This window comes from Enterocloster lavalensis (assembly GCF_046603895.1).
GTDB classification, from domain to species: Bacteria; Bacillota; Clostridia; order Lachnospirales; family Lachnospiraceae; genus Enterocloster; species Enterocloster lavalensis.
The window spans coordinates 3,199,287-3,226,201 of sequence record NZ_CP176637.1; the positions used below are offsets into that span (position 1 = coordinate 3,199,287).

Consider the following 26,915-nt stretch of genomic DNA (forward strand, 5'->3'; position numbering starts at 1 on the left):
CCTTTCGCGCGTGCCATGCGTGCCATGGCCGCCGGATTAAGCTTTGTGGCCGCCGATCTGCCGGTTGCGCTCCCGGGCCGTGGCCCCCTCTTCCAGATTCATACCCTTTAAAACCGCGTTTTTACCGTATTTTTTCTGAATTCCCAGCATGGCCTGCTGCAGCTGCTTCTCGCGGTTCAGCTTCGCTTCCTCTTCCTGTTTTTTCTGTTCCAGCGCCTGGTAGTCGGTAAACAGGTCCAGCTGCTCAAAAGCCGGCTGCTCCGGGGCCGCGCTCTCCTCAGTCACGTGGCAGGCCGTGACATAGATCCGGCGGACCAGCAGGTTATGGTCGATGATCCGGTCGTATAAGTCCATGACCGCGTCCAGGATCAACATCGTGGAGGAGGTCTTGCGGTCCAGATTAACGGTGCCGTGAGCGTGTTTGGGGATTTTGCGCCCGTAGCGGTCCGTCACGATCTCGCCCTGATAGTCTTTCCGGATGTCGGGGTTCGTCAGGTTTTCGATATCATATCCCACGGTGAGCACCATTTGGTCCGTCACAAGGCCCTTGTCCACCAGGTTTAGGACCAGCAGATCGGTCATTTCCCGGACGACCAGCTTCGCCTTCCCGGAATCGTAGGGGCACTGGAGCACCTGGCCGGAGCCGATGCTGTTAGCCGCAGGCTTGTAGGCTTTGATTTCCGCCATAGTGCAAGGCTCCCAGCCCCAGGCGTGGTCGATCAACAGCTCCGCGTTGACTCCGAACAGCCGGTAGAGCAGCTCTTCATTGTGGTAGTCGTTTGGCTTTCCGACAGAGCAGCGGGCCACGTCTCCCATGGTGAAGATCCCGTGTTCCTCCAGTTTTCTGGCATACCCCTTTCCTACGCGCCAGAAATCCGTCAGCGGCCGGTGATTCCACAGCAGGCGGCGGTAGGACGTCTCGTCCAGCTCTGCGATCCGCGCCCCGTTTTGGTCCGGCTCAATGTGCTTGGCCACGATATCCATGGCCACCTTGCACAGATACAGGTTCGCGCCGATTCCCGCCGTGGCCGTAATCCCGGTTGCCTGGAGCACATCCTGCATCATCTTTGCCGCCAGCTGGCGGGCCGTGAGGCGGTAGGTGCCCAGATAGGCGGTCACATCCATAAACACCTCGTCGATGGAATAGACGTGGATATCTTCAGGTGCAATGTATTTCAGGTAAATGTTGTAAATCCGGGTGCTGTATTCCATATAGAGCGCCATTCTGGGCGGAGCCGTGATATAGGAAATGGACCGCTCCGGGAAACGGTTCAGCTCATTCGAATCCCAGGAAGAGCCGGTGAGGACGCGTCCGGGAGCCGCGATCCGCCGTCTGGCGTTGGCTTCCCGGACCTTCTGCACCACCTCGAACAGCCGGGGCCGCCCGGGTACCCCGTAGGCCTTCATGGCCGGGGACACGGATAGGCAGATGGTCTTTTCCGTGCGGCTCTCGTCGGCCACCACCAGATTGGTGGTCAGGGGATCAAGCCGCCGCTCCCGGCACTCCACGGAGGCGTAAAATGATTTTAAGTCGATGGCGATATAGACGCGGTTTTCCTGCTGCATGGACTGCGGCCTCCCTTCTGTTTTTGTGTGAATGCGTTCTCTTTTATATTACCACACAGGAGCGTTTAAATATACCGCATGTTGACTTTCCCTTTCACATGTGCAATGATAAAGGGCAAACTGGAAATAATACCAGTCATCAGGAAGGAGCGGAACATGAGTAGGCGCAGAAGAAGGTCCAGAAGAAGATCCGGGGCCGGCCGGATGGTTTTAATCGTGATAATTGCGGCGGTTCTGCTGGCTGCGGCCGCCGGTGCGTTTTTGTTTGTAACCCACCGCGACGCCGGGCAGAAACAGAAGCAGCCGGACGAGCTGCTGACGGAGTACATGCAATTTTTGGCGGCCGGTAATTATGACACCATGTACGAGCTGTTAAACGCCCAGAGCCGGCTCAATATCAGCCGGGAGGATTTTGTGGCCAGAAACCGGAATATTTACGAAGGAATTGAGGCGGCCGATATTCGCGTCGAGATAAAAGGTACGGAACAGAAGGAAAACGGGGCGGAGGCTGTCAATTATCAGACCACCATGAACAGCCTGGCCGGGGAGATCAGCTTTTTCAACCAGGTGGATTTCCAGCTGGAGGAGATCCCGGGGGAGGACGGAAAAAAGAGCGCGGGCGAGTACCGGATGATCTGGAACGACTGGGTGATTTTTCCGCAGCTGGGGCGCACGGACAAGGTGCGCGTGAGCACGGACCGGGCGGACCGGGGCAGCATTCTGGACCGGAACGGCAATCTGCTGGCGGGCAAGGGAACTGCGTCCCTGGTGGGGCTGGTGCCGGGGAAGATGAACCGCGATCCGGCGGGGCCGGGCGGTTATGCCGCCGTAGATCTGGAACGGCTTTCCGGACTGCTCGGCATTTCCGTGGAAGGGATCACAAAGAAGCTCTCCGCCGGATGGGTCAAGGACGATTCCCTGGTGCCGGTAAAAACCTTAAAGCATGTGGACGAGCTGAATCTCCTGGCGGATAAGCCCGATGAGGCTAATCTTCAAAACCAGGCGCTGCAGGAGGAATTGCTGACGATTCCGGGCGTAATGATCACGGACACGGCGGTTCGCTCCTATCCGCTGGGGGAAAAGGCGGCCCATCTGGTGGGATATGTCCAGAACGTGACTGCGGAGGACCTGGAGAAGCATCCCGGGGAAGGGTACCTGACGGACAGCGTGATCGGCAGGAGCGGAATGGAGGGCTTGTTCGAGAAGGAGTTAAAAGGGCAGAACGGCACGCGCATCGTCATCGTTACTCAGGACGGCGAAGAAAAGCTGGTTCTTGCCAGTATTCCGAGGGCGGACGGGCAGGACATCCGGCTGACCATAGACAGCCGCCTGCAGCAGTCCATCTACGACGCCTTTCAGGACCGAAAGAGCTGCACCGTGGCGATGAATCCCCGCACCGGGGAGGTGCTGGCCTTGGTTAATACGCCCAGCTATGACAACAACGATTTTATTCTGGGCATGTCCCAGGAAAAATGGACGGCTCTCAACGAGGACGAGCGAAATCCCATGCTCAACCGTTTCCGTCAGCGTTTTGCCCCCGGTTCCTCCTTTAAGCCCATTACAGGAATTATCGGCCTGTCTACGGGCGCGGTTGGCCCCCAGGAAAATTTTGGAGAGGATGCGGCGGGACTCAGCTGGCAGAAGGACGGGAGCTGGGGCCGCTATTACGTGACGACGCTGCACGGCTACAGCCCGGTCAACCTGGAGAACGCGCTGATCTATTCCGACAACATTTACTTTGCCAGAGCGGCTTTAAAGATTGGCGGCGAGGACTTTATGAAGGGATTGGAGACGCTGGGCTTTAACCAGGAGGTTCCCTTTGAGATTGCGTTGGCAAAGGCCCAGTATTCCAACACAGAGACCATCGGCACGGAGATTCAACTGGCCGACAGCGGATATGGGCAGGGTCAGGTGCTGATCAACCCAGTCCATCTGGCCTCTCTGTACACCATGTTCCCCAACCGGGGGACGGTGCTAAAACCGTATCTCCTTTATAAGGAGAATCCCGCCCCGGAGGCCTGGATTGAAAACGCCTGCACGCCGGAAAACGCAGAGATCATTGAGAACGCCCTGGTGAAGGTGGTCAGCTCGGAGCACGGCACCGGACATAAGGCCATGCGGGACGACGTTGTGCTGGCCGGAAAGACCGGTACGGCGGAGATCAAGGCCTCCAAGGACGACGCCACCGGCACGGAGCTGGGATGGTTTGCGGTGTACACCAAGGACTTGAACCTGGAAAATCCGCTGCTCATGGTGAGTATGGTGGAGGATGTGAAGAACGATGGGGGAAGCAAAGTGGCGGTTGAGAAATCGAAAGAGGTTTTCGAACAGTACATTCCCAGATAATATGGAGAGTAGTACCTGACAGGCGAAAAGCTATCCGTAAGTTGGATGGCTTTTTTGCGTTTCAGCTTACAAAGGGCATTTTAGGAAAGTCAGGTTATTTTTTTAGCATCGTGTAGGCGATCAGTGTTATAATAAATAGATAAGAGCCGTCATGCCAAATGTTGGGGGGACATCGATATGCAGGAAAACAAGCTTTTTAAAACAAATTTACTGATCAGCATCATATTGATCATTGGTTTTATTCTAACTGCGATACTCAGCTATCAGGCGAACTATCAGGCATCCCTGGTGAATATCGAGCAGGTCTCCTCCCTGACTGCGGAAGGGATCTACTACCAGTTGACGACCATGTTTACCAAACCGGTGAACATATCGCTGACCATGGCCCACGATAGTCTACTGATCGACCACCTTTTGAATGAACCGGAGCACATGGAGGATGAGGATTACATCCGCACTACAAAGACGTATCTGGATAATTACAAGCAAAAGTATAATTTCGATTCGGTATTTTTGGTCTCCACGTTATCCGGCCGTTATTATAATTTCAATGGCCTTGACCGGGTGCTGGAACGCGGGAATCCGGAAAACGTATGGTATTATGAACTGCTCGACAGCGGGCTGGAATATTCCCTGAACGTGGATAACGATGAGGTCATGGGCGCGGATAATAAAATCACCGTGTTTGTAAACTGCAAGATCACGGAGCCGGATGGCTCGGTGGTCGGTGTGGTAGGCGTCGGAATCCGCATGGATTATATGAAGGAACTGCTGACCGGTTATGAGGAACGGTATGGCATCAATGCAAGCCTTATAAACGAAGACGGCGTGATCGAAATTTCCACCACCTACACGGGATATGAGAAGGTGGACTGGTTTGAGACGTACGATCAGGAGGGGATACGGGATCAGGTGCTTGGCTGGAAAAAGGGGGACCGGAATCTGGAGCTATGGTCGGTCTCTCAAAATCCGGAGGGCGAAAAAAGCTATGTGGTAAGCCGGTATATACCGGAGCTGACATGGGATCTGGTGGTGGAACAGGACACGAGCAGATTGATTGAGGATATACATAATCAGATGTACCGAACCGGACTGATACTTGCGATTGTGATTTTAACAGTTGTGGTGGTCATAACCAATGTGATACGAAATTTTGACAAGCAGATTACAAAGCTGACAGAGGAGCGGCAGGCGATCTTCAAAAAAGCCACAGAGCAGCTTTACGACAGCATCTATGAACTGAATCTGTCAAAGAATTGTTATGTGGGCAAACCGACGGAGGAATACTTTGCCAGTATGGGTGCGGGCGGGCTTCCATTTGACCAGGGGCTTCGTGTGATTGCAGAGAAACAGATCAAGGAGGAATACCGTGAGGGGTATGTCGCCATGTTCAGCCCGGACAACGTAATCCGGGAATACGAGGCTGGAAACAACCATCTTTCCTACGATTTTATGATGTCCATGGATGGCGGGGACTATCATTGGATGCGGGTTGAGACCTATATCTTTTTTTCAGAAGAGGATCAATCGATTCACATGTTTGCGTATCGCAAAAATATTGACGAGGAAAAGAAAAAGGAGTTCCAGGCTGCAACGGATGAGATGACCGGGCTTTTTACCAAAAAGATGACGGAACGTCTGATCGACAGGCGGTTGATGGAATATCCGGGTGCCCGGTACGCTTTTATGATCTTTGACATTGACCGTTTTAAAGATGTAAATGACCATTACGGCCACGCGTTCGGCGATTTCTGTATCTGCAGTTTTACGCAGATTATAAAGGAGCACTTCCGGGAGGAAGATATTGTCGGAAGGATTGGAGGGGATGAGTTTGCCGTCTTTATTCCGGTTTCCGACTTGAGCTGCGTGGAGGCAAAAGCGGCGGAACTGAGCCGACATTTGAATACGGTTATCTGCAAAGGCGGCGTAACATGTAAAATTTCGGCAAGTATTGGGATCGCTATATCGCCGCGGGACGGAATCAATTTTGAATCCCTGTACCACAAGGCGGATGTGGCGCTTTATCAGACCAAACAGAGAGGAAAAAACAATTTTACAATATACGATCCGGAAGAGACAACCGCCTTGTTCGGGAGGAGAGACATGTAGTGAACATAATTGCAGCGGAAGAAGAGGTACTTATGGTTGACAATCTGCTCACTGCTAAAACGGGCCGAGCCGGAGGCGTTTGCGGCCGGAGCTTTCTCTTGGGGCGTTGCTCTATAAGAATCCGGATGGAATGAGGAACGGCTAAATCCGGTCCGCATGTGTAACCAAGTTACGGAACGAATCCCGCCTTGTTGTTATAATTATAACAAATATAAAATCAACCTACGGAGGACGGAATGGTTATGAGAGTATTGATTATCGGCGGAGTGGCCGGAGGGGCCACCGCGGCGGCCAGGTTGCGCCGCCTGGACGAGTCGGCGGAGATTGTGATTCTGGAGCGGAGCGGCTATGTGTCCTACGCCAACTGCGGACTGCCTTACTATATCGGGGGAGTGATTGAGAAGAAACAGGCGCTGACCCTTCAGACCAAGGAGAGCTTTTGGAATCGGTTTCACATCGATGTGCGGCTGAACAACGAGGCGCTGTCCATTGACCGGGAGAGAAAGACGGTGCGGGTGAGACGCCTTTTGGATGGAAGCGAGTACGAGGAGACTTACGACAAACTGATTCTGTCTCCGGGCGCAAAGGCCCTGAGGCCGCCCCTGCCGGGCATCGACAGCCCCCGCATCTTTACCTTGCGCACGGTGGAGGACACCTTTGCCATCCGGGAACAGATCGAAAAGACCAGGCCAGAGAACGCGGTGGTCATCGGCGGCGGCTTTATCGGCCTGGAGATGGCGGAAAACCTGATTCATGCGGGCGTAAAAACCACGCTGCTGCAGAGAGGGGACCAGGTGATGGCGCCGTTGGACTACGACATGGCGTGTCAGATTCACAGCTACCTGCGCGGGCGTGGTGTGGACCTGCGCTTAAACCAGACCGTGACCGGATTCTATGAGGAGGACGGACGGCTGTACACGCAGCTGGAGGGCCGGGAAGCGGTGGGAGCGGATCTGGCGATCCTGGCCATCGGCGTAGCGCCGGAGACCCATCTGGCCAAAGAAGCCGGGCTTTCGCTGGGCATCCGGGAGTCCATTCTGGTCAACGAGCGGATGGAGACCTCGGACCCGGATATCTACGCGGTGGGGGACGCGGTGCAGGTGCGCCACTTCGTCTCCGGCGCGGATTCCCTGATCGCCCTGGCCGGTCCGGCAAACAAACAGGGCCGCATCGCCGCGGACAATATCTGTGGCCGGGACAGCCGTTTTGACGGATCCCAGGGCTCCTCCATCATCCGGCTCTTCGACATGACGGCCGCCTCCACCGGGCTCAACGAAAAGGCCGCCACAGCGGCCGGTATTCCCTGGGAGGCCGTGGTGACCTACTCGGCCAGCCATGCCGCCTACTATCCGGGCGCCACGGACATGACTGTCAAGACGTTGTATAACCCGGAGAACGGGCGGATACTGGGCGCGCAGATCGTGGGCTTTGACGGTGTGGATAAGCGCATCGACGTGCTGGCTACGGCGATCCGGGCGGGGATGACCGGGGAAGACTTAGAGGAGCTGGATCTGGCCTACGCGCCGCCCTACTCCTCGGCCAAAGACCCGGTGAACATGGCTGGTTTCGTGATCGGCAATATCCGCAGCGGTTTGTTGAAACAATTCAACTGGAAGGATCTGGAAGAACTGCAAAAGCAGCGCGGCGAAGGGAAGATCACGCTTCTGGATACCCGCACGGAGCGGGAGTACGCCCAGGGGCATTTCCAGGGCAGCGTGAACATTCCACTGGATGAGCTGCGGGAGCGTTTGTCGGAGCTGGATCCCCAAAAACCGGTTTATGTCAACTGCTACAGCGGCCTGCGCAGCTACCTGGCCTGCCGTATCCTGACCGGAAACGGGTTCGAGTGCTACAATTTCTCAGGCGGCTACCGGTTCTACGAGTACATTGCCGGGGACCGGAACTACGACGAGACGCCAAGACATGCCTGCGGGGTGGAAATCCGCTGACAAAGGCAGCCCCGGGGCCATTCGTCTGCCCGCAGCGGGATGACCGTCCCCCGGGGCCGCCCGTCTGCCCGCAGCGAAATGACCGTCCCCTCGGCCGCTTCTCCACATCACTTCCGGCAGCTCAAGTCCCCCACGATTCCGCTCTCCGAGAACAGCGCCGTCGCGCCGCCGGTGTGCAGGAAAACGACGGTGCTGCCCTTAGGCACGCGGCCGTCCCGGATGTATTCCATCATGCCGTGAAAACTTTTTCCCGAATACACGGGGTCGGTGAAGATTCCCTCGGTCCGCGCCAGGTAGCGGATGTCGTCGTTGGCGGCGGGGCTGGGGACTTCGTAGCCGGCCCCGTAATACCGGTCGGTCACGGTAAACAGGTCCGTGGTGACGGTTTCGTCCGCTCCCATCAGGCGAAGGGCCTCGTTTGCCAGGGCGATCACTTCCTCCGGGTAGGAGGCCGGCTTGGGTCCCACCTCGATGCCTACCAGCTTCGTGTCGTTGCCCAGCAGGGCCTTACCCGCGCAGAGACCGGACAGGGTTCCGGTGCTGCCGGTGGCGGTGAACAGGTAATCCGGCTTCAGTCCCATGGCGGCGGCCTGTTCCATGGTTTCCACATAGGCGTCGGCGAACCCGCAGGCGCCGAGGGGCAGGGAGCCGCCGGTGGGGATGTTGTAGATTTTGTGCCCCTGGGCTTCCAGCTCTTTAATACGTCCCTGGATCAGGTCCTGGGACTCCTCCATGGTCTGTTTGGTGCTCCTCCCGTTGGCCGGGATAATATTGATCTCCGCGCCCAGAATGGTGTCGAGGAGCAGGTTGGCCCGGATATCCGCCGCGTTTGGCTCCACGATGGCGGCCAGGAACAACACCGGGTTCAGTCCGCATTTGCGGGCGGCAGTGGCCGTCTCCATGGCGTGGTTGGACTGGGTGGCCCCGTAGGTGACCACGGTGTCGCAGCCCTGCCGGATGGCGTCGTGCAGAAGATACTCCAGCTTGCGGATTTTATTGCCCCCAAACAGCGTCATGCCGGAGAAATCCTCCCGCTTTACATACAACTCCACCCCATACTCTCCGGAGATCCGGTCCAGCCGGTGAAACGGCGTGGGGTAAAATCCCAGCTTAAGCTTGCCCAGACGCTCCAACATATCTCTTATTTCCTCGATTGATTTCATTCGCAATAAATCCCCCTTCTGATTGCTTGATGATACTAATCTAAAGAATATCACATCGCCCGGCAACCTTCAAGAAAAGACAAACTTTTTGGCCCCTACTGGGGGCTTTTTTTGCAAATATTTACTGGAAATGTCTAACAATTACAAAAATTAATTTCATATATATAGAAAACAATAAATATAACCAGACAAAATACCTTCCTTTTTTGGCGGTATTGTGCTAAAATGGATTTTAATCGGCAAAAGTTTATTAGTCATTTTGTGTCTAACAGGGAGGGGAGAAATGGAAAAAATAATTTTGACCACAGAGAGCGGATCGGACGTACCGCAGGCCATGGCGGATGAATTGGGAATCCGCATCGCGCCCATGCATGTCATACTGGGGGATGAGAGCTATCCGGACCGGACGATTCCGGTTGCGGATGTTTTTGCTTTTTTTAAACGCACGAAAAAGATGCCCACCACGTCCGCGGTCAATCCGGAAGAGTACACCGCCTTTTTTCTCAAGCTGAGGGAAGAAAACCCGGAAGCGGAGATCATTCACATCGCATATTCCTCCAAAGCTTCCTGTACCTATCAGAACGCGAAGATCGCGCTGGACGAACTGAGGGACGCCCGCATTCGCCTGATTGACTCCGAGACGGTGTCCAGCGGCATCGCGCTGCTTTTGTGGAAGTCCGCCCAGGTGATTGAAGGGGCGCAGAGCGCGGACCAGGCGGAGGAGCTGATCCGGGGGCTGATCCGCCGGGAGAGAGTGTCCTTTCTGCCGGATACCCTGGAATATTTGCGGGCCGGTGGACGCGTTTCCAACGCCGCTTACCTGGGAACGTCCCTGCTGCGCTTAAAGGTGCTGATCAACATGGTGGACGGACGCCTTGTGGCCTCGAAAAAGTATCGGGGCGATATGGAAAAGGTGTCCTTCCAGTATTTGGAAGATTTTGTGAAAAATCTGGGGGTCAACCGGGATGCGATTATTCTGTTCTACGCCGAGGGATTTTCCCTCCCCCTGCTGGAGCGCTTAAAGGACCGGTGCCGTCAGATGGGATTTGAGCAGGTGCTCTCCACCGATATCGGCTGCGTGATTTCCTGCCATGGAGGCCCCGGCGTCATGGGGCTGGCCGCGTTTGCGGACGAGGCGTAGGCAATGGGAGAGTGGACCGCCGGTTTCGCGGCCTTTGGACTTTACTTTTTATACGACTGGAACCGGGTGTACCGCAAAAACGGCTGGATGAAGCCGTTTTTCGCCGCAGGCAGCCTGCTGCTGGCCTGGGTGGGACTGCGGCTGATTTTATCCGCCTGGGCGTCGGGGGAACGGCTGTGGCTGGCGCCTGCGGTTTTGTTCCTGGCCGGATTGATTCACACGCTGTTTTTTGCCCTGCCCTTTGACGATACCTACCGCAGGGAGGCGGACGGGCACAAGGTCTGCCGGGCGGGAGCGTACGGCCGCTGCCGCCACCCCGGAATCTGGTGGTTTTTCGGCTGCTTTACCTGCCTGGGCCTGGCCTGCGGGGGATGGGAGCGGCTGCTTTTGTGCCTGGGACTCTCGGCCCTGAATCTGGGATACGCCTGGTACCAGGACCGGTTGATTTTTGTGAAAGAATTTTCGGATTATGAGGATTACCGGAAAACAGTTCCGTTTTTGATACCAAAGATGAGAAAAGGAGGCGGCGTGGCGGATGACCTTTGAGGAGAAACTGAAAAATCAGGAGTATGACCGGATCTGGCAGGAATACTGCGGATTCCTGGAGCTGGACATGGACGCGTATATGGGCATCCAGAACCGGCTGCTGGAGGAGCAGATGCGCCTGTGGTGCTCCAGCCCCCTGGGAAAAAAGATTTTAAAGGGCAGGGTGCCGGGAAATATTCAGGAGTTCCGGCAGATCGTCCCGCTGACCACCTACGAGGATTACGCGGACGTGCTTCTGCTGAAGCGGGAGGACATGCTGCCCGACAAGCCCATTATCTGGATTCAGACCACCTGGGAGGGCGGAAAGCACCCGATCAAGGTGGCTCCCTACACCAAGGGTATGCTCCAGACCTATAAAAACAACGTGCTCACCTGCATGCTGCTGTCCACCAGCACGGAGAAGGGCAAATTCGACGTGGAGGCCGGGGACACCTTCCTCTACGCGCTGGCCCCGCTGCCCTACACCACGGGCCTGATCCCCCTGGCTCTGACCGACGAGGTGAACATCGAGTTTCTGCCGCCGGTCAGCGAGGCGGTGAATATGACCTTCTCGGAGCGGAACAAGCGGGGCTTTAAAATGGGCCTGAGCAAGGGGATCGACTTCTTCTTCGGTCTGGGCAGCGTGGCTTACTATGTGAGCCTCAGCGTGGCCGCGCTCTCCGAGGGCAGCCAGAAGGGGTCCTCCGTGCTGAAGAAGATTTGCTCCATGTCCCCCTCCATGATGGCCAAGTATCTGAAGGCCAAGCGGGAGTGTAAGAGGGAAAACCGGCCCCTGAAGCCCAAAGACATTTTCAGGCTCAAAGGGTTCCTCTGTGCCGGGACGGACAACCACTGCTACAAGGATGATCTGGAGGATTTGTGGGGCGTGCGCCCGGTGGAAGTATTTTCCGGCACCGAACCCAGCTGCATCGGCACCGAGACCTGGAACCGGAATGGTCTTTACTTCTTCCCGGACGCCTGTTTCTACGAATTCATCCCCGAGGAGGAGATGTACAAGAACATGGAGGACAAGTCCTATACGCCCAGGACCGTGTGCATGGACGAGGTGGTTCCCGGGGAGGTCTACGAGATCGCCCTTACCGTGTTAAAGGGCGGGGCGTTTGCCCGTTACCGGGTGGGCGATATGTACCGCTGTCTGGGGCTGACCAGCAAGGAGGATGAGACGAGAATTCCGCGGTTCGAGTACATCGACCGGATTCCCAGCATCATCGATATCGCGGGCTTCACCCGCATCTCGGAGAATTCCATCAAAAACGTGATCGAGCTCTCCGGCGTGGAGGTTGAGAACTGGGTGGCGTTAAAGGAGTTTACCCAGGACAAGGGCCGGCCGTTCCTGCACCTGTATGTGGAACTGTCCCCGGGCGCGGTGGTGAACCGGGCGGTGAGCCGGGAACTGTTAAAAGAACAGCTGACCATCTATTTCAAATACGTGGACCAGGATTACCAGGACTTAAAACGGATTCTGGGAATGGACCCGCTGGAGGTTACGATCCTGCGCTGCGGCACCTTTGCAGCGTTCCGGCGGCAAAGCGGCAAGGTTCTGCGGCACGTCAACCCATCGGTTCACGACGTGCAGGAAATGGTAAAGCTGCAGGGAACCCTTGACGGACGGAGGACCTATTAGCCTATGAGCAGTTTTGTATTTATTTCCATAACCGCGCTGTATTTCTACGCATTCCTTATGCTGGCGTTCCTCACGGCCAAAAAGTCCAAGCTGATCACGGATTTTATCGCCGTCCTGTTCACCATGATCCTGTGGACCGGCGGCTCGCTGCTCATGCGTCTGCAGGCCTGGCCCGGCTACCGGCTTTGGTACCACTTTTCCCTGGCCGGAATCTGGCTGGTTCCCTACGCCTATTTCTGCTTTATCCGGGATTTCTGCGGCCAGCCTGCCAGAACCAGGCACCGGATCTGGCTGGCCTTGTCCCTTGCGGGCTGCCTGGTAAACTTAAAAACCGGATGGCTGTTGGCTGCGCCCCGGCTGGTGGAGGCAAAAGGCGGCGTGCGGTTTGTGTACGACATGAAGTGGCAGGTGGGCATCATGTACGGCCTGTGCCTTCTGATCGTGCTGCACACCATGGCTATGGCGGTGCGGTCCCGGAAAAAGCCGGGAATGACGTCCCAGGTGCTGCCCCTGTTGTTCGGGGAAATGCTTCTGTTCCTGGGAAATCTGGCGCTGCCGGTGTTCAACGGCTTCCCCATTGATATTCTGGCCGGCGTGGGCAACGCGGTGGTGATGTTCTATACCCTGTACACCCGCCGGGTGTTCCGCCTGACCATGCTGGTGTCCCGGGTGAACTGCTACGTGATTGCGATGGGAATCAGCGTGGTGGCGTTCTACAGCCTGGCCCAGTCCCTGGATGCGCTGATCCGGGTGGAGATTCCCGTGCTGGCCTCCTCCAGCGTGATGATTGTAGCCGTTATGACCATGCTGGCCACCATGCTCATTTACTTTATCACACGAAGGTTTTTTGACCAGCTTTTTGTGAAAGAGGAGATCAGCCAGACGGAGCGGCTGGGGGAGTACACCACCCAGGTGTCCCGCAGCCTGCGTCTCAACGAGATCCTGGGGGCCCTGGTGGACGTGATCCGGGATACCCTGAACGTGAAAAAGATCTACATCTGCATACGGGAGTCGGACGGGAGCTACCCGGCCACCTACAGCAGCAGTCCATTGGACGACCGGAATTTCTCCATGGACCAGGGGCATCCCATGGTGGCCTGGCTCAGAAGCCACGACACCTGCCTGCTGCTTCGGGATTTCAGGCGTACCGTGGAGTATAAATCCATGTGGGAGGACGAAAAGCACCGCCTGGACACGATGAAAATCGAGTGCGTTCTGCCCCTGAAGGACAACAACGACCTGGTGGGCATCGTGCTGCTGGGGCGGAAGGAGAAAAAGGGGAAATTCCAGTGGGGTTATACGGTGGAGGACATCAGCTTCTTGAACTCCCTGGAATCCGTCAGCTCCATCGCGGTAAAAAATTCCCGGCTTTACGAGAAGGCTTACCTGGAGGCGCGCACCGACGAACTGACCGGCCTGCTCAACCGCAAGTATTTCTATGAGGTGCTGGAGGAAAATTACGAGAAATGCCGCAAGACCTCATTAACCCTGGTGATCTTCAATGTGGACGATTTCAAGCTGTACAATCAGCTCTACGGCAACAATGAGGGGGACAAGGCCCTGGTCCATATTGCCCAGATCATAAAGGGCACCGTGGGGAGCAACGGTTACTGCGCCCGCTACAGCGGCAAGGAGTTCGCCGCCATTCTGCCGGACTACGATATCTACTCCGCCCAGAACCTGGCCGAGAATATCAGCCGCCAGATTCAGAACATGAACCGGAACTCCTCAGATACATATCTGAAAACCCTGACCGTGAGCTGCGGAATCTGCGCTGTTCCCTACGCGGCCTCCTCCTTAAACGAGTTGGTTTCCAACGCGGACCGCGCGGTGTACCACGTGAAGCGCTCCGGCAAAAATGGGATTCTGGTGTACTCGGACGGAATCATCGGCCGCCGGGACACGGACGAAGGGCTGGCCAAAAAGCACAAGAGCATGTACTCCGAGTACGCGCCCACGATCTACGCCCTGACGGCAGCCATCGACGCCAAGGACCATTACACGTTCCAGCACTCCAAGAATGTGGCCTACTACGCGGAGGCCATCGCCAGAGCCATCGGCACCAGCGACGAGTACCGGGAAATCCTCAAGGAGGCGGCTCTGCTTCACGATATCGGCAAGATCGGCATCCCGGAGAATATTCTGAATAAAGAAGGGAAGCTGACCGACGAGGAGTACGATGCCATGAAGCGCCACGTGGAGTCCTCGGTGGAGATCATCCGCCACCTTCCCAACATGGACTACGTGATCCCGGCCGTGCTGGGCCACCACGAGCGATTTGACGGCAAGGGTTATCCCCGGCGCATCGCGGGAAAGGATATCCCGCTGGCAGCCCGGATTCTCTGCGTGGCGGACTCCTTTGACGCCATGGTGTCAAAGCGGTGTTACAAGCCCAGCATGTCCGTGGAGTTCGCGGTGGGAGAGCTGGAAAAGGGCGCCGGAAGCCAGTTTGACCCGGAGCTGGTGCCGCTCTTTATTGAAATGATCGGGAGCGGTGCGGTAGTTCCGGTGATCGACGAAGGTCTTATGAAAGAATAATATTACAGGGCGGTTTTTGGAATCCTATGATTCCGGAAGCCGCCCTGTTTTACGCAAAAGCGTTGGTCGTTCGCGCCGGCTGCGGCCCGGTATGCGCCGGCTGCGGCCCGGTATGCGCCGGCTGCGGCCCGGTATGCGCCGGCTGCGGCCCGGTATGCGCCGGCTGCGGCCCGGTATGCCCTGGCTGCCGCTCGGTATGTCTCAGCTGCCGCCCGGTATGCCCCGTCCACCGCCCTACGGCGCGTCCTCCGGCATCAGGCAGCCGTCTGCCAGATGGTACACCACATCGCCCACGTGCTCGATAAACGCGCGGTCGTGGCTCACCGCCAGCAGCGTTCCGTCATACCCGGCCAGCAGCTTTTCCAGCCCCTCCATGGTGTACACGTCCATATGGTTGGTGGGCTCATCCAGAATCAGGAAGTTGCAGCCCCCGACCAGTACCTTGGCGAGGGCGGTTTTGACCCGCTCGCCCCCGGAGAGCACCTTCACCGGCTTTTCCATGTCCCGCAGGCTCATATAGAGGTTGGAGAGCACGGCCCGGCAGATATGCTGGGGATAGGCGGCGTCCCTTGTCACGTTTTCCAGCACCGTTTTGTCCGGGTCCAGCGTATCCTGATCCTGGGAGAAATAGGCCACTCTGGCCTCGGAGGTGATAAACGTACCATGTGCCCCGGCCATCAGGGCGTGGATGAGGGTGGACTTGCCCGCTCCGTTGCCTCCGGTGATAAAGGTGCGCCTGCCGGACTCCACGGACAGGCTGACATTGTTTAACACCAAACGCTCCCCGTAAGCCACGGTCAAATTCCGCACCGTGGCTGCGTATCGGGCCCGGATCCGCCCGCTGTCCGGCAGTTTCATGGACACGTCCGGCAACTGCCTTGGACGTTCTTTTTTCTCCAGCTGTTCGATGCGGGTGGCGATGGCGCGGGCGTTGCTCTGGACGTGTCCCTGCTGGATCGCCGCCGTACCCTTGTAGAGAATCCACTCGCTGCTGCTCATGCGTTTCGGCGGCTTTCGCATCTGACTGCCGTGGCGGACCAGCTCGTCTGCGGCCAGCTCCAGCCGCCGCTTCTCCCTGCGGTACTGCTGGTATTCGAATTCCTGGAAATCCCGCTCCCTGCGGGTCTGCTCCGCCCACTGGGAATAGTTGCCGTCAAATACCCGCACGGCCCCGTCCTCCAGCTCCCAGATCCGGTTGCAGACCCGGTCCAAAAGCCTGCGGTCGTGGGACACCATTAAAATCGCGCCCCGGTACCCGGCCAGCATCTTTTCCAGCGCGTTAACGCCGTCTAAATCCAGGTTGGTGGTGGGCTCATCCGCAAAAAGCAGCGGCGCCCGTTTGGAAAATGCCGCCGCGATGGCCAAACGTGTGCGCTCCCCGCCGCTTTTCACCGCGCTTCCCCGCAGTCTCATGCGGCTGATCAGCCGTTCTTCCGGCCCGTCGTTTTCATCGCCGGGCAAAAGCTCTGCGGTCTGCAAAATCTCCGCGATCTCGCAGGACCGTCTGACGGACCCACCGTCCGCGGCGATCCGCCCGGACAGCACGCCGAGGAGCGTGCTTTTGCCGGTTCCGTTGCGGCCGATGAGGCCAATCCGGTCCCCGTCCTGAATTTCCAGCCGCCCGATGTCTAAAATCTTCTGAATGCCGTATTCCTTTTTCACATTCTGTGCGCTCAACAACATAAAAAAATCCCTCCCAAACGCATCTCGCTCAGAACGGATTCACAGAAAAAAGCCTCATGAAAAACAGGACGCCTGGGTTCCCATAAACCCAAACGCCGCCTGTTTTCAGCGGCGGACCGGTGAATGACTGAACGAAATGACTGACTGCACGCAAACAATACGCCTCGCCATACAAATGCGGGGACGCGGTCTGCTGTTAAAAATTGCTGCCGTCTGTTCATTCGTTAATAATCATTCTTCGGTCTGCCACCTTTCACGCTTAAATTTGCCCCGATTATAAACGAGAAACAACGGCGTGTCAAGGCCTGTTTTTGAGGCAATTTGTAGAAATATGAGAATATGTATTCGGCATATTGTATAAATATGAAAATGAAGGTTGACATTTACATTTTCGTAATTTATATTAGTAAAATATTAACGCGACAGAGATACGGGGGAATCTCCAATCGTTATATACAGGTAAAGAGAAACGGAGCAACAAGGAGGTAGAGCATGAAAGAGAAGAAGAAAAAAGGCTTTAAGCTGCCGGATACATATGTTTTGGTAGCGATTATGCTGATCGTGATGGCCGCTCTCACGTACATCGTGCCGGCGGGCACCTACGATATGGTCACCAGCGAGGCAACCGGAAAACAGGTGGTGGATCCCAATTCATTCCATTATGTACAGAGGACGCCCACCACGATTTTGCAGTTCCTGATGGCTTTTTATACAGGACTGAATAAGAATTATTCAACAATTTTCTTTGTAACCCTGATTGGAGGATACTTTAAGATCGTCAATGAGACCGGCGCCATCACCAACGGCCTGGCGGTTGCCATCAAGCGCCTGAAGGACAAGGCTCTGATCGCAATCCCCATCGTGATGCTCTGCTTCGCGTTCCTGGGAGCAACCGGCGTTCTGATTAACCCTGTAGTGGCCTTTATTCCCATCGGCTTGGTGGTGGCCCAGCAGATGAAGATGGACCGCATATCGGCCATGGCCATTATCTACCTGGGCTGTTTTGCCGGCTGGTGTACCTCCTTCATGGCGGCAGGTTCCGTGCAGATCGCCCAGCAGATTGCGGAGATTCCCGTGCTGTCCGGCATCGGACTGCGTTTTATCGTCACCTCCATCGTGACGGTGGTGACCATTATCTACGTGCTGCGCTACTGCCGCAAGATCCGTTTGGACAACTCCAAGAGCATCCTCTACGGAACCGAGTACGCGGGCTTTGGCGAGCTGGATGAGATGGAGCAGGAGCACTCCTTCAGCAAAAAAGACGTTCTGATTCTGGTAATCGTGTTCGGCAGCCTGGGATTTTATGTTTGGGGAGCCGTGACCAAGGGCTGGGGCCAGGAGTACATGGCCGCCTACATGCTGGCCGCTTCCGTGATCTCCGGCTTTATCGCAGGTATGTCCGCGGATGAGATTTCCCGCGCCTTTATGAAGGGCTGCCGTGAGATGGCCTACGGCGCGATCCTGATCGGTTTTGCCAGCGCCATTTCCGTACTCCTGACAGACGGAAACATCATCCACACCATCATTTACGCCGCATCCCTGCCCTTAAAGGTTCTTCCCCAGGCGCTGGCGGCTGTGGCCATGTTCTACATCAACCTGGTGTTTAACTTCTTCGTCAGCTCCGCATCCGGCCAGGCGGCCATCGTTATGCCCATCATGACGCCCCTTGCGGACGTAATCGGCGTGACCCGCCAGGTTGCGGTTCTGGCCTACCAGTACGGCGACGGACTGTCCAATACCATTATTCCCACCTCCGGCGTGCTGATGGCGGCTCTGGGCGTGGCGGGCGTTCCGTTCTCCAAATGGCTGAAATTCCAGGTTCCGCTGTTTTTGATCTGGACGGCGATCTGTACGGTTGCCATTATTGTAGCAGTTATGATAGGATATCACTAGTACTGCGTATCGCAAGTCCTCATGCATATAGCACCCGCTATCCACACCAGAACTGCGCCTGCGAATCTAGCCGTAGGCCCACTACGCCGTCGATTCGCAGACACACTTCTAATGCGGATAGCGGGCACTCTATGCACAAGGACTTACGGTACACAGTACTAGAGGCGCGGTAGCATCCCGGCGATATCTTATGATAGAAAGGAATGGCGATATGGAACAGAAATTATTAGCGTATTTAAAAGAGCATGAAGCGGAAATTTTCGCGGATTTAAAGGAACTGGTGCTGGCGGAGGCGTCCACCTCGGACATCGACCAGCTGGCCCATGTCCGCGAGGTTCTGATCCGGCTGATCAAGGAGAGAACCGGTTCGGACACCTTTGTTTACGAGGCAAAGGGCGGGCACAATCCCATGAAATTCGAGTTCGGCCAGGGGGACGGCACCGTGCTTCTGATCGGACACTATGACACCGTGTGTCCCATCGGCTCCATGGAGCTGCGCCAGGAGGGAAATGAGCTTCACGGCCCCGGCGTGCTGGATATGAAATCCGGACTGGTCTCTGCGATCTGGTCCATGAAGGCTTACAAAGATCTTGGAATCGATCCCGGAAAATGCCTGCGCATGGTAATCAACGGCGACGAGGAGATCAGAAGCCCCGAGTCCAGCTCCATTATCTGCGAACAGGCCCAGGGCTGCAAGGCGGCGCTGGTGTGCGAGCCATGTACCAGCAACGGTGATTTAAAGACCGGGCGCAAGGGAAGTATCGGTTTTGAGATTACCATCCACGGCAAGGCCACCCACGCGGGCAACAACCACAAGGGCGGGATCAACGCCATCGAGGAGATGGCCCGGGAGATTCAGTACGTGCACAGCCTGACCGATTATGAGGCGGGAACCACCCTGAACGTGGGCATTTGCAGCGGCGGAACCAAAGCCAACGTGGTGCCGGATCTGGCGTCCTATACGGTGGACTGCCGTTATATGAAGATGTCCGAGGGCGAGCGCATCCGCGGGCTGCTCACCAACCTGGCAGTCAGCGTGCCGGGGACCACAAGAGAGGTGGCCGTGGACGAGGGCATGCCGCCCATGGAGCAGACTCCCGGCAACCTGGGGCTCTACGAGCTGGCTGCCCAGTGCGGCGAAAAGCTGGGGCTGTCCTTCTCCCACCAGTTTGTGGGCGGCGGCAGCGACGGCAACAAGGTAAGCGCCATGGGCGTACCCACGCTGGACGGGCTGGGCGCCTGGGGCGACGGTGCACACGCGGTGAATGAGCATATCCTGATTGACCAGTATGTGCCCAGGATTGCGCTTCTGGCTTCGCTGATTTTGAAAATTTAATCAGAGCCGCTGAATGCGGCTTTTGGAAAATGGCTCCGGCGTATCGATGCGCCGGGGCCGTTTTTGTTGAATGTAATGGGCCACTGGCGCAGCCTGTGGGCGATTACCTGGCCGCATTTCGTGCTTTTACCTTTACTTGACGTACAATTTACCATAACATGGTATCGCACATTCCTGCCATAACGGTATACTGACCAAAGCGCTGCAAATTACCGGGAAGGCCGTCTATAACCCGTTTACCACGGCCTCAGAGCGTACAATCAGGCATTTTGTACACAGCGCTCGTGCATCCCGCGCCCGTTTTATACCAGCGCGCCCTCCACGAGTATAAAGGCCCGCCAATCGCGGAATATTAACATAAAAAAGGAAGAACAGAGCCAGTGAAGGAGACAGTTACTTATAAAGACATACGCGGAAACAAGGAAATCAACCAGTTGATCGAGAAGGGAAACGAAATTCTCGGCGTTCTGGGCTACACGGAACACTCAAAGAAGCACGCGGCCAAGGTGGCGGAGACCGCGGCCAAAATATTAAAGGATCTGGGCTACGGCAGCCATGAGATGGAGCTGGCCAGGATCGCCGGCTATATGCACGATATCGGCAACAGCATCAACCGCCATGACCACGCCCACAGCGGGGCCATACTGGCCTACCAGATTTTAAAGGATCTGGGAATGCCGCTTCAGGACATCGTCACAATCACCGGAGCCATCGGTCACCACGACGAGGCCACGGGCACGGCAGTGGACGTGGTCAGCGCGGCGGTGATTCTGGCGGACAAGACGGACGTGCGCCGCAACCGGGTTCGCAACCCCATTATCGCCAGCTTCGACGCCCACGACCGGGTCAATTACGCGGCTCTCTCCGCCACGCTGAAGGTCAACACGGAGAAGCGGGTGATCCAGATGGATCTGGAGCTGGACGACGCCATGAGTACGGTGATGGACTATTTTGAAATCTTTCTCCAACGCATGATGATGTGCCGCCGGGCCGCCGAGGTCCTGGGACTCAAATTCAAGCTGGTGGCAAACGGCAGCCGCGTGAGCTGAGGTCCGGGCGGTTCCGGCAATTCTTAAATAACGCTAAAATCTTGCCCGGCTCCATTGACTTTCCCGCCCCGCCCGGATATAGTATTCTTCGAACACCACGGGATAAGGGGGATTTTTGATGGGAAAATTCAGAGAGAAGCTGCAGCGGTTTATGATTGGGCGCTACGGTATGGACCAGCTGAACCAGTTTTTGCTCTACGCTGTGCTGGCGGTGATTCTGATCAATCTGTTCGTCAGAGTGTGGCCGCTGGAGCTGCTGGAGCTGGCGGGCATCGTGTTTCTTTATTTCCGGATGTTTTCCAGGAATATCAGCAAGCGCTATCAGGAGAACCAGGCGTTCCTGCGGATGACCTTCCGGGTGAGAGAGCCGCTTAAAAAATGGCAGTTCCGCTTCCGGGAGAGCAGGCAGTACCACATTTACAAGTGCCCCAGCTGCGGCCAGAAGATCCGCATTCCAAGGGGGCGCGGCAGAGTGAGCATCCATTGCCCCAAGTGCGGCACGGATTTCATTAAAAAGAGCTGATCGGAGAATCACGACCATATAGAATTTATTGCGGCTGCGGTGCGGCCGCATTTTTATTAAATGCAATGGGCCGGTGCAGCCTGCGGCCGATTGTTCTGTGCAATGGGCTGCCTGCCTGCCATTTTCCTGCCGGATAACGCGCAGCGCCCGAAAATATTTCTAATTTGCCTGTTGACAAAGCGAACTGTACATGATATAGTTACAGCATGAAATGTAAAGAAAATAATTACAGTTAAAAGAAAAGAAGCGAACACAAGGGGGAATCGGAAAATGACGAGTGATTACTGCGTGGCGGTCCATGCACTGGTGTACTTAAACCACAAGGCCAAGGTGCTTTCCAGCGAGGAGCTGGCGGAGAATATCTGCACCAACCCGGCCCGGGTGCGCAAAGTCATGGCAAAGCTGAAAAAGGCCGGTTTTGTAAAAACGAAGGAAGGAAGTGAAGGCGGTTATCTGTTTGACCAGGACGCGGACCGGGTCACGCTGGACCAGATCGCGCAGGCGCTGGAAATCCGGTTTGTGGACACAGCCTGGAAGAGCGGCGACACGGATATGAAGTGCCTGGTGGCCTCCGGCATGGCGGGGCTGATGGATGAGATTTTCGACGATCTCAACGAACAGTGCCGCAAGCGGCTGAAGGAGATCACCATCGGCACACTGGACCATCGTATTTTCGGCAATCAAAATAAAGAGCGGTAAATTCCGGAAAGGGGATATTTTTATGAAGAAATTTGAGAATATAATCATCGGCTTTGGCAAAGGCGGAAAAACACTGGCAGGCGCGCTGGCAAAGGCTGGCCAGACCGTAGCTATGGTGGAGCGGTCCGACAAGATGTACGGCGGCACCTGTATCAACGTGGCGTGTATTCCCACCAAGTACCTGGAGAATCAGGCGGCCCGGTCGGAAGCGCTGGGCGGCAGCTTTGAGGAGCGCCGGGAGCGTTACCGCAAGGCCATTGAGGGGAAACGCGATCTCACCTCCGGTCTGCGCCAGAAGAACTATCAGAAGCTGGACTCCCTGGACCGGGTAGAGGTCCTGACCGGTCTGGGCAGTTTTGTGGACAGCCACCACGTGCAGGTAACCATGGCGGACGGAAGCACGGAGCTTTTGGAGGGCGACCGCATTTACATCAACACCGGCTCCCGCCCCTTCATCCCGCCCATCCCCGGTCTGGCGGACTGCCGCCTGGCGTACACCAGCGAGTCCATGATGGAGCTGGAAGAGCTGCCGGAGCGCCTGGTGGTCATCGGCGGCGGTTACATCGGCCTGGAGTTTGCCTCGATCTTCGCCAACTTTGGCTCCAGGGTGACCATGATCCAGGACGGTCCCAGATTCTTACCCAGAGACGACGAAGAGGTTGCGGCGGCGGTCCGCGCCAGCCTTGAGGAGCGGGGGATTTCCATTATCACCGGCGCCCGCATCACCCAGGTGAAGGAACAGGGCGGCGCAGCGGCCGTTGTCTACGAGGCGGACGGCAAAACAGCAGAGGCTCCGGCTCAGGCAATTCTGGTGGCCACCGGCCGCAGACCCAACCTGGAGGGCCTGAATCTGGAGGCCGCAGGGGTGGAACTGACCGCCCGCGGCGAGGTAAAGACGGACGCCGGCCTGCGCACCAGCGTACCCTATATCTGGGCCATGGGCGATGTGAAGGGCGGACTTCAGTTCACCTACATTTCCCTGGACGACTCCCGCATTGTGAAGTCCCAGATTCTGGGAAATGGCGAGCGCACCACGGAGAACCGCGGTCAGGTTGCGTTCAGCGTGTTTGTGGACCCGCCCTTCTCCAGAGTTGGAATGAGCGAGGCGAAGGCGGTTGAAAACGGCCACAAGGTAAAGGTGGGACGCCTGGTGGTTGGAACCATGCCGCGGGCGAAGCTTTTGGGCAGGACCACCGGTCTGATGAAGGCCGTGGTGGACGCGGACACCGGGCTGGTGCTCGGCGCGCAGCTGTTCTGCTCCGAGTCCCAGGAGCTGATCAACATGATCAAGATCGCCATGGACGCGGGGCTGCCCTACACGGTGCTGCGCGACGGAATCTACACCCACCCCACCATGAGCGAGGGAATGAACGACTTATTCGCGATCTGAGGCAAAGAAGTGCCGACACAATAAAAGCCCTGACCCGGGCGGACTTGAAATGATGAGAGGAGAATTTATGGGTTTTTCGATAGGAACCGGAGTTCCGGTTATTACCGTATTTATTCAGGGGCTGCTGAGCTTTTTCTCGCCCTGCGTGCTTCCCCTGGTGCCCCTGTATATCAGCTATCTGGCAGGAGGAGCCAAAACCGTCGACGAAAATGGACGGGTGACCTATCCGCGCCGGCGCGTGATGGTGAACACTCTGTTCTTTGTGCTGGGAATCAGCTTCACATTCTTTGTGCTGGGCTTCGGTTTTTCCGCCCTTGGACGTTTCTTCAGCAACAACCGGACCTGGTTTGCGAGAATCAGCGGCATGATCATGGTGCTGTTCGGGCTTTATCAGCTCGGGGCGCTGGGCCATTCCGGAGCCATTGAGCGGGAGCACCGGCTTCCCTTCAACTTAAGCCGCTTTACCATGAACCCTGTCATCGCCCTGCTGCTGGGCTTCACCTTCAGCTTTGCATGGACTCCCTGCGTGGGCCCCACGCTGGGAAGCGTGCTTTTGATGGTGTCCTCGGCGGGCCAGAAGGCCCACGGGCTGTGGCTGATCGGCGTGTATACCCTGGGCTTTGTAATCCCGTTTTTGGCGGTGGGCCTGTTCACCGGATCGGTGCTGGACTTCTTCCGAAACCACCAGAGCGTGGTGCGCTATACCGTTAAAATCGGCGGCGTTCTGCTGATCCTCATGGGTCTTATGACGTTCACCGGATACATGAACGGCATCACCAGCTACTTGTCCTCCTTTGGCGGAGCAGGCACGCCCGGAACCCAGCAGACCGCGCCCCAGACGCCAGGCGGCGGGCAGCCCTCGGATGAGAGTGGCCTTGGGGCCGGGGATACCGGAGCTGAGGGCGATAAGAGCGGCCAGGCGTCCGGAGGGACGGTGGCTGAGGGTGGCGGGAGCGGCCAGGCGGCCGGCGAAACCCCGTCTGAAGGCGGCGCAAATGGCCAGGCGTCCGGCGAGACCGCGGCACAGTCCGGCGGGAACGCGGACCAGTCGGCCGCCGCACAGGAGACCACTGCGGCAGAGGAGCCGGATGTGCTTCCGGCCTTTGACTTCACGCTGACGGATCAGTACGGAAACACGCACACCCTGTCCGAATATAAGGGTAAAACGGTGTTCTTAAACTTCTGGGCCACCTGGTGTCCGCCCTGCAAGCGGGAGATGCCAGAGATCCAGGCTCTCTATGAGCGCTACGGCGAGAACGAGGGCGACTTAATCGTGCTGGGGGTTGCCAATCCCAAGACGGCTGAGTATCCGAACAACAGCGACGAGACCCAGGACGTGGTTGAAAAGTTCCTGAAGGACAACGGCTACACCTTCCCCGTGGTGATGGACCTTACCGGAGACACGTTCTCCCAGTACATGATCAGCGCCTTCCCCACCACCTTCATGATCGACAAGGATGGAAATGTGTTCGGCTACGCCTCCGGCAGTCTGAGCGGGGATATGATGGAGAGCATTGTGCAGCAGACCATGACGGGCATCCGCCAGCAATAAAAACATCATAATCCGAAATGAGTTTTGGGGGATCTTCTTTTCAAAAAAGAACGGTCCCTCAAAACTTTTTTAGATGTTTTAACAAAATTTTTATAAACAAAGGGAAAATGCACAAAAACAAAATTGTAATTGACAAAGCGTTGTACATTGTGATAACATGAAGGTACCAACAATTACAAAAAAATTTAGATTCATGTAGAAAACTTATATATGCTCATAATCGGATGAGTGTTTCTACCAACTACCGCAATAGTTGACTATGAGTTTTCGCATCCCTGCCGTCCGGCCATTGGAGACCGGAAGACGGGGGTGTGAACTTGCGTAAACAGCGGTAGTTGGTTTTTTGTTGGGTACAATTCAACTGGGAATCCTGGGAGATTGTATGTGACCCCAGCCGTCCGGAAGGCTGGCCGCTGTTTGGCAGGGAGTTGAAAATGGAAGGAAGTAGGATGCCTATGAAAGAAACACGCAATTTTGTGCTCAGGGGCAACATCTGCTACAGCCTGGATCCGACAACGCTGGAAACCATAGAAGCGGGCTACCTGGTCTGCGAGGACGGAACAAGCGCAGGCGTTTACCGGGAGCTGCCGGAGCAGTACGCCGGATGGCCACTAAAGGACTTCGGGGACCGGCTGATCATTCCCGGGCTGACCGATCTCCATCTGCACGCGCCACAGTACGGCTTCCGCGGTCTGGGGATGGATCTGGAGCTTTTGGAATGGCTGAATACGCGGACATTCCCTGAGGAGGCCAAGTACGGCGATCTGGAGTACGCCAGGAGAGGTTACACGATTTTTGCCGGGAATATGAAGCGCAGCGCCACCACCAGAGCCTGCATTTTCGCCACCATCCACCGGGAGTCCACGGTTATGCTCATGGACCTGATGGAGGAGACAGGTCTTAAGACCATGGTGGGCAAGGTGAATATGGACCGGAACAGCCCGGATATCCTGATCGAGGAGAGCGCAGAGGCCTCCGCCCGGGATACGTTGGCCTGGCTGGAACAGATTCACGGGCGCTATGAGAATACAAGGCCCATTTTGACGCCGCGGTTTATCCCCTCCTGTACGGATGAACTGATGGGGCGTTTGAAAGAGATTCAGAGGGATTTTGACCTTCCGGTCCAGTCCCATCTGTCGGAAAACCAGGGTGAGATCGCCTGGGTGAAGGAGCTTTGCCCCTGGTCTGAGTTTTATGGAGATGCTTACGACCACTTCGGACTTTTCGGAGGCGGAGTGGATACGGTGATGGCCCACTGCGTGTGGCCGCCCGAGGCGGAGATCGCGCGGATGAAGGAGCGGGGCGTTTACGTGGCCCACTGTCCCCAGAGCAACACCAACTTATCCTCCGGTATCGCGCCGGTGCGCACCTATCTGGACCAGGGTATGAACATCGGCCTGGGGACGGACGTGGCTGGGGGAACCGGGGAGTCCGTGTTCCGGGCCATGGCGGATGCGATCCAGGTGTCGAAGCTGCGCTGGCGGCTAACGGACGACCGCTTAAAGCCCCTGACCGTTCAGGAAGCGTTTTACCTTGGAACCAAAGGCGGCGGAGCCTTCTTCGGAAAGGTGGGAAGCTTTGAACCGGGTTATGAACTGGATGCGGTGGTTCTGGACGACGCAGAACTTCAGCATCCCCAGGAACTGGATCTGGCCGAGCGGCTGGAGCGCCTGATTTACCTGTCCGACGACCGGCACATTGCCGGAAAATTCGTGGCGGGACGAAGAATCTTTTAGGTAGGTATGGGGGTACGCCCGGGAAGCGGGCCCCCTGAAAAAAGAAACTATATGTTTCAACTTTTAAGGAGG

At 56.5% G+C, this 26,915-nt stretch carries 18 protein-coding genes and 1 riboswitch; of the genes, 15 read left to right on the plus strand and 3 right to left on the minus strand.

Translation table 11 applies throughout. The annotated features are described in order from the left end of the window. Positions 1-36: 36 nt before the first annotated feature. Positions 37-1,566: a DNA methylase gene (locus tag ACK2JC_RS14335; protein WP_320937107.1), complete on the minus strand. Its 1,530-nt coding sequence runs from the start codon at positions 1,564-1,566 to the stop codon at positions 37-39. Between the two features lie 156 nt (positions 1,567-1,722). Here ACK2JC_RS14335 and ACK2JC_RS14340 point away from each other — a divergent pair, with 156 nt between their 5' ends. The 3 genes from ACK2JC_RS14340 to ACK2JC_RS14350 all read left to right on the plus strand — a co-directional run bounded on the left by ACK2JC_RS14340 (position 1,723) and on the right by ACK2JC_RS14350 (position 7,970). After that, positions 1,723-3,912, plus strand: a complete 2,190-nt coding sequence (locus tag ACK2JC_RS14340) for a penicillin-binding transpeptidase domain-containing protein (protein ID WP_368272271.1) — start codon at positions 1,723-1,725, stop codon at positions 3,910-3,912. 177 nt (positions 3,913-4,089) lie between these two features. Next, positions 4,090-6,021, plus strand: a complete 1,932-nt coding sequence (locus tag ACK2JC_RS14345) for a sensor domain-containing diguanylate cyclase (RefSeq protein ID WP_320936247.1) — start codon at positions 4,090-4,092, stop codon at positions 6,019-6,021. A 242-nt stretch (positions 6,022-6,263) separates the two neighbouring features. After that, positions 6,264-7,970, plus strand: a complete 1,707-nt coding sequence (locus tag ACK2JC_RS14350) for an FAD-dependent oxidoreductase (RefSeq protein ID WP_107436091.1) — start codon at positions 6,264-6,266, stop codon at positions 7,968-7,970. Positions 7,971-8,077: 107 nt separating this feature from the next. Here the strand turns inward: ACK2JC_RS14350 and ACK2JC_RS14355 are convergent, their stop codons facing one another. After that, complete coding sequence (locus tag ACK2JC_RS14355) at positions 8,078-9,133, minus strand: 1-aminocyclopropane-1-carboxylate deaminase/D-cysteine desulfhydrase (protein ID WP_107436068.1); 1,056 nt, start codon at positions 9,131-9,133, stop codon at positions 8,078-8,080. 283 nt (positions 9,134-9,416) lie between these two features. On the opposite strand from ACK2JC_RS14355, the gene ACK2JC_RS14360 reads away from it, so the two are divergent. The 4 genes from ACK2JC_RS14360 to ACK2JC_RS14375 are packed head-to-tail and all read left to right on the plus strand — an operon-like array spanning position 9,417 to position 14,982. Further along, positions 9,417-10,274, plus strand: coding sequence for a DegV family protein (locus ACK2JC_RS14360; RefSeq protein WP_107436067.1), 858 nt, complete (start codon positions 9,417-9,419; stop codon positions 10,272-10,274). A gap of 3 nt (positions 10,275-10,277) precedes the next feature. Beyond that, complete coding sequence (locus tag ACK2JC_RS14365) at positions 10,278-10,820, plus strand: hypothetical protein (RefSeq protein ID WP_107436066.1); 543 nt, start codon at positions 10,278-10,280, stop codon at positions 10,818-10,820. After that, positions 10,810-12,444 (plus strand): GH3 auxin-responsive promoter family protein, encoded by a 1,635-nt coding sequence (locus ACK2JC_RS14370; RefSeq protein ID WP_107436065.1) that lies wholly within the window; start codon positions 10,810-10,812, stop codon positions 12,442-12,444. Before ACK2JC_RS14365 ends, ACK2JC_RS14370 begins: the two co-directional genes overlap by 11 nt. Positions 12,445-12,447: 3 nt before the next feature. Then, positions 12,448-14,982 (plus strand): HD domain-containing phosphohydrolase, encoded by a 2,535-nt coding sequence (locus ACK2JC_RS14375; RefSeq protein ID WP_320936248.1) that lies wholly within the window; start codon positions 12,448-12,450, stop codon positions 14,980-14,982. Between the two features lie 234 nt (positions 14,983-15,216). Here ACK2JC_RS14375 and abc-f read toward each other — a convergent pair whose 3' ends face one another. Further along, complete coding sequence (abc-f, locus tag ACK2JC_RS14380) at positions 15,217-16,665, minus strand: ribosomal protection-like ABC-F family protein (RefSeq protein ID WP_320936249.1); 1,449 nt, start codon at positions 16,663-16,665, stop codon at positions 15,217-15,219. 492 nt (positions 16,666-17,157) lie between these two features. Here abc-f and ACK2JC_RS14385 point away from each other — a divergent pair, with 492 nt between their 5' ends. The 8 genes from ACK2JC_RS14385 (at position 17,158) to ACK2JC_RS14420 (ending at position 26,843) form a co-directional block, all read left to right on the plus strand. Then, entirely contained in the window at positions 17,158-18,558 is a 1,401-nt protein-coding gene (locus ACK2JC_RS14385; protein ID WP_092362566.1) for a YfcC family protein, read from the plus strand. A gap of 211 nt (positions 18,559-18,769) precedes the next feature. Beyond that, complete coding sequence (locus ACK2JC_RS14390; RefSeq protein WP_227167260.1) at positions 18,770-19,894, plus strand: M20 family metallopeptidase; 1,125 nt, start codon at positions 18,770-18,772, stop codon at positions 19,892-19,894. A 380-nt stretch (positions 19,895-20,274) separates the two neighbouring features. Continuing rightward, positions 20,275-20,943, plus strand: coding sequence for an HD domain-containing protein (locus ACK2JC_RS14395; protein WP_092362570.1), 669 nt, complete (start codon positions 20,275-20,277; stop codon positions 20,941-20,943). Between the two features lie 118 nt (positions 20,944-21,061). Further along, positions 21,062-21,466, plus strand: a complete 405-nt coding sequence (locus ACK2JC_RS14400; RefSeq protein ID WP_107436062.1) for a hypothetical protein — start codon at positions 21,062-21,064, stop codon at positions 21,464-21,466. Between the two features lie 270 nt (positions 21,467-21,736). Further along, positions 21,737-22,165 (plus strand): RrF2 family transcriptional regulator, encoded by a 429-nt coding sequence (locus ACK2JC_RS14405; protein ID WP_092362574.1) that lies wholly within the window; start codon positions 21,737-21,739, stop codon positions 22,163-22,165. A gap of 22 nt (positions 22,166-22,187) precedes the next feature. Further along, complete coding sequence (locus ACK2JC_RS14410; RefSeq protein WP_368272198.1) at positions 22,188-23,555, plus strand: FAD-dependent oxidoreductase; 1,368 nt, start codon at positions 22,188-22,190, stop codon at positions 23,553-23,555. A 67-nt stretch (positions 23,556-23,622) separates the two neighbouring features. Beyond that, entirely contained in the window at positions 23,623-25,107 is a 1,485-nt protein-coding gene (locus ACK2JC_RS14415; protein ID WP_320936251.1) for a cytochrome c biogenesis protein CcdA, read from the plus strand. A 184-nt stretch (positions 25,108-25,291) separates the two neighbouring features. Beyond that, a riboswitch (purine riboswitch) is annotated at positions 25,292-25,387 on the plus strand. Between the two features lie 175 nt (positions 25,388-25,562). Beyond that, complete coding sequence (locus ACK2JC_RS14420) at positions 25,563-26,843, plus strand: amidohydrolase family protein (protein WP_107436058.1); 1,281 nt, start codon at positions 25,563-25,565, stop codon at positions 26,841-26,843. Positions 26,844-26,915 lie beyond the last annotated feature (72 nt).

Coding starts and splice junctions, on each gene's coding strand:
- ACK2JC_RS14335 (WP_320937107.1), bottom strand. CDS start 1,566: ATGCAGCAGGAAAACCGCGTCTATATCGCCATCGACTTAAAATCATTT.
- ACK2JC_RS14340 (WP_368272271.1), top strand. CDS start 1,723: ATGAGTAGGCGCAGAAGAAGGTCCAGAAGAAGATCCGGGGCCGGCCGG.
- ACK2JC_RS14345 (WP_320936247.1), top strand. CDS start 4,090: ATGCAGGAAAACAAGCTTTTTAAAACAAATTTACTGATCAGCATCATA.
- ACK2JC_RS14350 (WP_107436091.1), top strand. CDS start 6,264: ATGAGAGTATTGATTATCGGCGGAGTGGCCGGAGGGGCCACCGCGGCG.
- ACK2JC_RS14355 (WP_107436068.1), bottom strand. CDS start 9,133: ATGAAATCAATCGAGGAAATAAGAGATATGTTGGAGCGTCTGGGCAAG.
- ACK2JC_RS14360 (WP_107436067.1), top strand. CDS start 9,417: ATGGAAAAAATAATTTTGACCACAGAGAGCGGATCGGACGTACCGCAG.
- ACK2JC_RS14365 (WP_107436066.1), top strand. CDS start 10,278: ATGGGAGAGTGGACCGCCGGTTTCGCGGCCTTTGGACTTTACTTTTTA.
- ACK2JC_RS14370 (WP_107436065.1), top strand. CDS start 10,810: ATGACCTTTGAGGAGAAACTGAAAAATCAGGAGTATGACCGGATCTGG.
- ACK2JC_RS14375 (WP_320936248.1), top strand. CDS start 12,448: ATGAGCAGTTTTGTATTTATTTCCATAACCGCGCTGTATTTCTACGCA.
- abc-f (WP_320936249.1), bottom strand. CDS start 16,665: ATGTTGTTGAGCGCACAGAATGTGAAAAAGGAATACGGCATTCAGAAG.
- ACK2JC_RS14385 (WP_092362566.1), top strand. CDS start 17,158: ATGAAAGAGAAGAAGAAAAAAGGCTTTAAGCTGCCGGATACATATGTT.
- ACK2JC_RS14390 (WP_227167260.1), top strand. CDS start 18,770: ATGGAACAGAAATTATTAGCGTATTTAAAAGAGCATGAAGCGGAAATT.
- ACK2JC_RS14400 (WP_107436062.1), top strand. CDS start 21,062: ATGGGAAAATTCAGAGAGAAGCTGCAGCGGTTTATGATTGGGCGCTAC.
- ACK2JC_RS14405 (WP_092362574.1), top strand. CDS start 21,737: ATGACGAGTGATTACTGCGTGGCGGTCCATGCACTGGTGTACTTAAAC.
- ACK2JC_RS14410 (WP_368272198.1), top strand. CDS start 22,188: ATGAAGAAATTTGAGAATATAATCATCGGCTTTGGCAAAGGCGGAAAA.
- ACK2JC_RS14415 (WP_320936251.1), top strand. CDS start 23,623: ATGGGTTTTTCGATAGGAACCGGAGTTCCGGTTATTACCGTATTTATT.
- ACK2JC_RS14420 (WP_107436058.1), top strand. CDS start 25,563: ATGAAAGAAACACGCAATTTTGTGCTCAGGGGCAACATCTGCTACAGC.